8 protein-coding genes are annotated in these 6,613 nt (G+C 74.2%); 5 read left to right on the forward strand and 3 right to left on the reverse strand.

Annotation, left to right across the window (positions count from 1 at the left end; all coding sequences use genetic code 11):
• From GTW08_RS12960 to GTW08_RS12970, 3 genes are all read left to right on the forward strand, one after another.
• Window positions 1–805 (forward strand): glycoside hydrolase family 16 protein (locus GTW08_RS12960; protein ID WP_161151971.1); only part of this gene is annotated, 805 nt, incomplete at its 5' end.
• Between the two features lie 38 nt (window positions 806–843).
• Window positions 844–1,173, forward strand: a complete 330-nt coding sequence (locus GTW08_RS12965) for a hypothetical protein (RefSeq protein ID WP_157818447.1) — start codon at window positions 844–846, stop codon at window positions 1,171–1,173.
• Window positions 1,167–2,027 carry an HTTM domain-containing protein gene (locus GTW08_RS12970; protein WP_073577829.1) on the forward strand — a complete coding sequence of 287 codons (861 nt, stop codon included), beginning with the start codon at window positions 1,167–1,169 and terminating at the stop codon, window positions 2,025–2,027. The genes GTW08_RS12965 and GTW08_RS12970 overlap by 7 nt, the downstream gene beginning before the upstream one ends.
• Here GTW08_RS12970 and GTW08_RS12975 read toward each other — a convergent pair.
• Both GTW08_RS12975 and GTW08_RS12980 read right to left on the reverse strand, forming a co-directional pair.
• Window positions 2,014–2,370 (reverse strand): tetratricopeptide repeat protein, encoded by a 357-nt coding sequence (locus GTW08_RS12975; protein WP_237453800.1) that lies wholly within the window; start codon window positions 2,368–2,370, stop codon window positions 2,014–2,016. The genes GTW08_RS12970 and GTW08_RS12975 overlap by 14 nt on opposite strands.
• A gap of 74 nt (window positions 2,371–2,444) precedes the next feature.
• Window positions 2,445–3,272 carry an NAD(P)H-binding protein gene (locus GTW08_RS12980; protein ID WP_073577828.1) on the reverse strand — a complete coding sequence of 276 codons (828 nt, stop codon included), beginning with the start codon at window positions 3,270–3,272 and terminating at the stop codon, window positions 2,445–2,447.
• A 95-nt stretch (window positions 3,273–3,367) separates the two neighbouring features.
• Between GTW08_RS12980 and GTW08_RS12985 the strand changes: the two genes are divergently transcribed.
• On the forward strand, window positions 3,368–3,745 hold the full coding sequence (locus GTW08_RS12985; protein ID WP_174565915.1) for a winged helix-turn-helix transcriptional regulator: 378 nt from the start codon (window positions 3,368–3,370) through the stop codon (window positions 3,743–3,745).
• A gap of 10 nt (window positions 3,746–3,755) precedes the next feature.
• Here the strand turns inward: GTW08_RS12985 and GTW08_RS12990 are convergent, their stop codons facing one another.
• Complete coding sequence (locus tag GTW08_RS12990) at window positions 3,756–5,243, reverse strand: SulP family inorganic anion transporter (RefSeq protein WP_174565914.1); 1,488 nt, start codon at window positions 5,241–5,243, stop codon at window positions 3,756–3,758.
• Window positions 5,244–5,450: 207 nt separating this feature from the next.
• Between GTW08_RS12990 and GTW08_RS12995 the strand changes: the two genes are divergently transcribed.
• Window positions 5,451–6,613 (forward strand): glycosyltransferase (locus GTW08_RS12995; protein WP_161151972.1); only part of this gene is annotated, 1,163 nt, incomplete at its 3' end.

Raw genomic sequence — 6,613 nt, forward strand, 5'->3', positions numbered from 1 at the left:
CGAGCCCGTCGAGACGCCGACCGACCCCGCGGCCGCGCCCGCCGCGCCCGCCGACCCCTCGGCCCGACCGGCCGACCAGAGTGCGCCCCGACCCGGCGCCACCAGCGCTGCCGAACGCTACGGCTGGGGCGCGCCGCTGCCGGCGTCGGACGAGTTCGGCTACACCGGACCGCCCGACCCGGCGAAGTGGAACCAGGCGGGCGAGTGCTGGCCCGGTCACGCGGGCAACGGCGGCCGCTGTGCCAGCCGGTCCACGGTGAAGGACGGCAAGCTGATCCAGACCGGGCTGCGGAACGGCGACTCGGCGTGGATCTCGTCGAAGTTCAACCAGCGATACGGCCGCTGGGAGGCCCGCGTCCGCTCCGAGGCCACCGGCGCGGACAACGGCAGGCAGTACCACCCGCTGCTGATCATCTGGCCGCAGTCGGACCGCTGGCCCCAGGACGGCGAGTACGACTTCCTCGAGAACGGCGCGCCCGGCGAGCAGTGCGCCGAGGCGTTCATCCACTACCCGCACGGCCGCGGCGCGGTCCAGCAGGAGTACGCCAAGGAGAAGAACTGCGGTGCACCGCTGAGCGAGTGGCACAACGTCGCCGTCGAGTGGACGCCCGACCACGTGAAGGGCTTCATCGACGGCAAGGAGTGGTTCTCCTTCTCCGGCGGTGCCCGGCCCGGCCGCAAGAACATCCAGGACATGCCCAGCGGGCACCTGACGATCCAGCTCGACAACTTCTTCGGCGGCAACATGCAGCCGGCGACGTACGAGGTGGACTGGGTCCGGATCTACTCCCTCGACGGGAAGTGACCGGCTAACACCGGACCGTTGCGGGGCGATGAGTGGACGTGCCGCTTCTCACACGCAGGACCGCGGGGTGGCTGCTCGCGGGCGTCGTGGCCCTGGAGGTCGCGATCCCCGCGGTCGGCCTGGCCACCACCGAGCCGCCGCGCCGCTACTCCTGGAGCATGTTCGTCGCGTCGTCGACGGAGTACGCCTACACCGGAAGGACCGCCGACGGCGCGTCCCGCGCCCTCGACACCGGGGGCCTGCCGTGGCCGCAGCGGACCGTCCACTACGGAGCCACGGTCCCGGGGCTGCTGTGCGCGGCGGCCCCGGACCTCGTCTCGGTGTCGCGGACCCGGGACGGCGCCCCGGAGTGGGAGCAGTCGTGCTGAGGCTCCCCGACACGCTCCCCGCCCGCCCGCTGGCCGGGTACCGGATCCTGGTCGGGCTCGTCGCCGGGCTGAAGGCCGTCGAGCTCGGCGCGAGCCCGCTGCTCGGGACCCGGGCCGGGCCGTTGTTCGGGGTCGGCCCGACGCTGCCCGCCCCGGTCTGGCTCGCGCTCGGCGCGGTGATGGGGCTGGCGGCGCTGGCCGTCGTCGTGGGGTGGAACGCGCGGGCGGCGGCCCTGCTGGTCGGGCTGTGCACCGCCGGCTTCGTCTGGGGTGCGGGCTACTACTCCAACCACACCTACCTGCTGTTCACCGCGGCGGTGCTGCTGTCGTTCTCCGACTGCGACGCGGCCTGGTCACTCCGGTCCCGGCGCGGACACGGCGCCGACCGGGTGTGGGCGGCGCCGGTGCTGGTGCTGCGGGCGCAGATCACGATCGTCTACTTCTACGCCGCGATCTCGAAGATCCGTCCGGACTTCCTGTCCGGCAACGGTCTGGCGTCCTGGACGTGGGACTCGGTGCTGGTCCCGGCGGCGATGCTGACGCCGGTGTTCCTGGTGCCGATGGCGTTCGGCGCGGTACTCACCGAGCTGTTCGTCGCGTTCGGGCTGTGGTCGTCGCGGCTGCGGCCGGTCGCCGTCGTCGCCGGGACCGGGCTGCACCTCGGCATGATCGCGATGCTCTCCGACGGGCTGCACGCCGCGATCGAGCTGGGGCTGTTCGCCACCCTCACCTGCGGTGGCTACCTGCTGTTCGCGGACCGCGTCCCGGTCGTCGGCGGGCTCCCCGGCGCGGTGGTGGTGCCCCGGCAGCGCCGGTCGGAACCGGCGCTGCCGAGCACGGTCACCCGGCGCTGACGCCCATCGCCTCGGCCAGCCGCAGGTGCGGCGCGGCCTCGTCGTGGCGCGAACGGCGCTGCAGGGTGCGCCCGAGGAGCAGGTGGGCGTACCCGTCGGCCGGCTCGCGGCGCACCAGCTCGCGGAGCTCGGTCTCGGCCCGGCCGAGCTGCGCGGAGTGGTAGTACGCGCGGGCCAGCAGCAGCCGGACCGCGGCGGCCCCGGGCTGCTCGGCGACGAGCTCGGCGAGCACCGTCGCGGCCCCCGCGGGGTCGCCGGAGTCGAACAGGTACCCGGCGTGCTCCCACCGATCGGCAGGCCCTGCTTCCGTCCCGGTCATCCAGGACAGCGCGTCGATCCTCATCGGTGCGGCCTCCTTCCGGCCCGTTCGGTTGATACGTCAACCACAACCGCGGCGCCGGGTGTTCTGTTCCCGGCTCAGGCCAGGGCGGCGCGGACCAGCTCGGGCATCCCGGTCGCCGGGCGGCCGAGCAGCGTCGCGAGGTCCTCCGACGGCTCGGCGAACATTCCCGACGAGACGAACTCGCCGATGAAGGCGGGGGCCGGGGCCTGGTCGAGCGGTACCCGGCGGTGCGACACCGGCCGGCCGGACTCCGCGGCGATCGTCGCGGCCAGCTCGTCGTAGGTCCACAGCGGTCCGCGCAGCTCGTAGGCGCGCCCGGCGTGCTCCTGCGGCCCGCCGGCCACGACGACGGCGGCGGCCCGCGCGAGGTCCGCGATCGTGGCGGTGTTGAGCGCCCGGCCGCCGTCCGCGGCGACCGTCTCCCCGGCCTCCAGCGCGGTGGCGACCACGCCCGGGTTGACGAACATGTCCGAGTAGAAGGTGTTGCGCAGCGGCGTCACCGGCAGTCCGGAGCCGCGCAGCAGTTCCTCGGTGAGGGTGTGGTCGGCGAGGAACGCGGGCGCGCCGGGCCGGTCCGCGCCGATCGCGCTGGTGTAGACGACATGGCCGACGCCCGCGTCGGCCGCGGCGCGGACCACGTTGCCGTGCTGGCGCTCGCGCACCCCGGGGGTCACGTCGGAGCCGGACACGAACAGCAGCCCGTCGGCGCCGGCGAACGCCGCCGTCAGCGAGGCCGGGTCCTCGTAGTCGCCGACGTGCACCCGGACCCCGGCCGCGGCCAGGTCGGCCACCTTCTCCGCGGACCGGGCGAGGACGCCCACCTGCTCCGCCGGCACGGTCTCCAGCAGCGCCCGCACGGCCGCGCCGCCCAGCTTCCCGCTCGCCCCGGTCACGATGATCATCGCTGTCTCCTCATCTCGTCGTGGACGGTGCCGACACTGCCGGATAGGCTTACGTCCGGTAAGTACGTACCTTCTGGTAAGTAGGTGGGTGAACGGTGAGCACGCAGGTGGAGCGGCCCACGGGCCTGTTCTCGGGTGACGCGTTCGACAGCAGCTGCCCGTCGCGGTCGGTCCTCGACCACGTGACGTCGAAGTGGGCGGTCCTCGTGCTCGTGGTCCTGTCCCGCGAGGACCACCGGTTCTCCGCGCTCCGCCGCGCCGTCGGCGGGATCAGCGAGAAGATGCTGGCCCAGACCCTGCGCACCCTGGAGGGCGACGGCTTCGTGCACCGCGAGGTCGTCGCGACCACCCCGCCGCAGGTCAGCTACGGCCTCACCGGGCTCGGCCACGGCGTGACCGGCCACCTCGCCGGTCTCGTCGGCTGGATCGAGGACCGGATCCCCGAGGTGCTGGCGGCACGCGGGCGGGCCTAGGTCCCGGTGGTCAGTGCCCGCCGCCGAGGTGTCCGGCGAGCCGCTCGTGGCGGTCGCGGCTGTCGTCGTTCATCCCGGTGACGACGAGCGTGCGGCCGGACCGCGCGTAGCGGCGCCGCAGGTCGTCGAGGACGGCGACGGTCGAGGCGTCCCACACGTGCGCGCCGGACAGGTCGACGGTCACCTCGTCGGGGTCGCCCTCGGGGGCGAACGCGGTGCTCAGCTCGCTGCTGGAGGCGAAGAACAGCTGGCCGGTGACGCGGTAGACGACCGCCCCGCCGTCGTCGACGGTGCGGTCCACCCCGACCAGCCGTGACACCCGGTTCGCGAACAGCACCGAGGCGACGAGCACGCCGGCGCCCACGCCGAAGGCGAGGTTGTCGGTGCCGACGGTGACCACGACGGTCGTCAGCATCACCGCCGTCTCGCTGCGCGGCATCCGGCGCAGTGTCGCCGGACGGATGCAGTGCCAGTCGAACGTCCCGACCGACACCATGACCATCACCGCGACCAGGGCGGCCATCGGGATCAGCGCGACGACGTCGCCGAGTGCGACCACGAGGACCAGCAGGAACACCCCCGCCAGGAACGTGGACAGCCGCGTCCTGGCCCCGGACGCCTTCACGTTGATCATCGTCTGGCCGATCATCGCGCAGCCGCCCATGCCGCCGGTGAAACCGGTGACGATGTTCGCGACCCCCTGGCCCCACGACTCGCGGGTCTTGTCCGAGCCGGTTTGCGTGATGTCGTCGACCAGGCGCGCGGTCATCAGCGACTCGATCAGCCCGACCAGCGCGACGCCGAGCGCGTACGGCGCGACGATCCGCAGCGTCTCCCACGTCAGCGGCACCGCGGGGAGGTGCGGGAGCGGCACCGTGTCCGGCAGCGCGCCCTGGTCGCCGACGGTCGGCACGGCGACCGCGACCGTCACCGTGACCACGGTCAGCCCGACGATGGCGACCAGCGGTGCCGGGACGACGCGGGTCAGCCGCGGCAGCCCGACGATGACCGCCAGGCCGACGGCGACCAGTGGGTAGACCGCCCAGGGCACGCCGACCAGCTGGGGCACCTGTGAGGTGAAGATCAGGATCGCGAGTGCGTTGACGAAGCCCACCATCACGCTGCGTGGCAGGAAGCGCATCAGTCGCGCGACGCCCGCGGCGGCCAGCGCGATCTGCAGCACCCCGCCGAGCACGACCGCGGCGAACAGGTACTCGACGCCGTACTCCCGCGACAGCGGGGCCACGACCAGCGCGATCGCGCCGGTGGCGGCCGAGATCATCGCCGGTCGCCCGCCGCAGACCGCGATGACCACGGCCATGGTGAACGAGGCGTACAGGCCGACCCGGGGGTCCACCCCGGCGATGATCGAGAACGCGATGGCCTCGGGAATCAGGGCGAGCGCGACGACGAGTCCGGCGAGCACCTCGGTGCGCACCAGGCGGGGTGTCCAGCGCGCACGCAGCGTGGCGAGGTCGGGCAGGGCGGAGCGGGGCACGATACGACGGTCGCTTTCACGTCGGGGGAGGGGCGGGGCCGCGGGCCACGACGGCGGGAGCGCGCGAACAGCCCGACCGTACTCTCACGTGAGGGGAGGGTCTGCGGTGCGGGGCCCGGAACTCGTCCGGGGTGGCGCGCCCCACACTCCGTTGTCCCACAGGCCGATCTCAGCGTCGTCACAGCGACGGTGAGCACGATGGGGTCCATGGCGATGACTCCCGACGTACCGACCTGGGTGGGTGAGCTCGACCGGCTCGCCCCGGCCCGCGACCTCGAGGTCGACCGGCGGTTCGCCGCCGCACGGCTGCTGGTCACCGTCGGTGGCACCCCGCAGGGTCAGGTCACCGTGCCGCTGCGCGCCGGGCGCGCGACCGCCGCGGAGCTCTCGCTCGCCGTCGCCGCACTGCCCGCGGCCGGCACCGTCGCCGTCGCGCCGTCCGCGGCCGACCCGGTCACCGTGGTCGTCGCGACCCGCAACCGGCCCGAGTCGCTGGCCCGCTGCCTGCGCGCGGTCCTCGCCTCCGACCACCCGGCGCTGTCGGTCGTCGTCGTCGACAACGACCCGGACGACGAGCGGACCGAGCTGGCCGTGCGGGCCGCGGGTTCCGATCGCGTCCGCTACGTCCGCGAGCCGCGGCGCGGTGCGTCCATCGGGCGCAACCGGGGTCTGGCCGAGGCCCGCACCGAGATCGTCGCCTTCACCGACGACGACACCGAGGTCGACCCCGCCTGGGCCTCGCGCATCGCCGGCGCCTTCGCCGCGGACCCCGAGCTCGCCTGCGTCTCCGGCCCGGTACTGGCCGCCCGCCTGGGCAGCCCCGAGGAGCGCGCCGCCGACGTCGCCCTGGCCTGGAACAAGGGCTTCACCCCGCGCCGGTTCACCCTCGCCGAGCCCCCCGCGGACTCCCCGATCTTCCCGTTCGCACCCGGCCTGTTCGGCATCGGCGCCAACCTCGCCGTGCGGTCCGGGGCCGCCCGCGCCGTCGGCGGCTTCGACGAGGCCATGGGCCCGGGCACCCCCACCCACGGCGGCGAGGACTGCGAGTTCCTGGTCCGCATGATCCTGGCCGGCAACGTCCTCGGCTACGCCCCGGGCGCCTACCTCTGGCACCACCACCGCCCCGACCAGGCCGCGCTGAACACCCAGCTCGAGGGCTACGCGATCGGGTTGGGCAGCTTCCTGGCGAAGGTGGCGCTGTCGCCGCAGGGCCGGTCGGTCGCGCTGCGCCGGCTGCCGGCGGCGGTCGCCCGGCTGCGCCACATCTCCGACCGCGAGGCAGGCGCCGGCGTGGCGATGCCCGCCGACGCCGACCAGACGCGCAACCGGGGTCTGCTGAACGGCCCGCGGGCCTACCTCCGGTCGCGCCG

This window comes from Pseudonocardia sp. SID8383 (assembly GCF_009864975.1).
Classification (GTDB): Bacteria; Actinomycetota; Actinomycetes; order Mycobacteriales; family Pseudonocardiaceae; genus Pseudonocardia; species Pseudonocardia alni.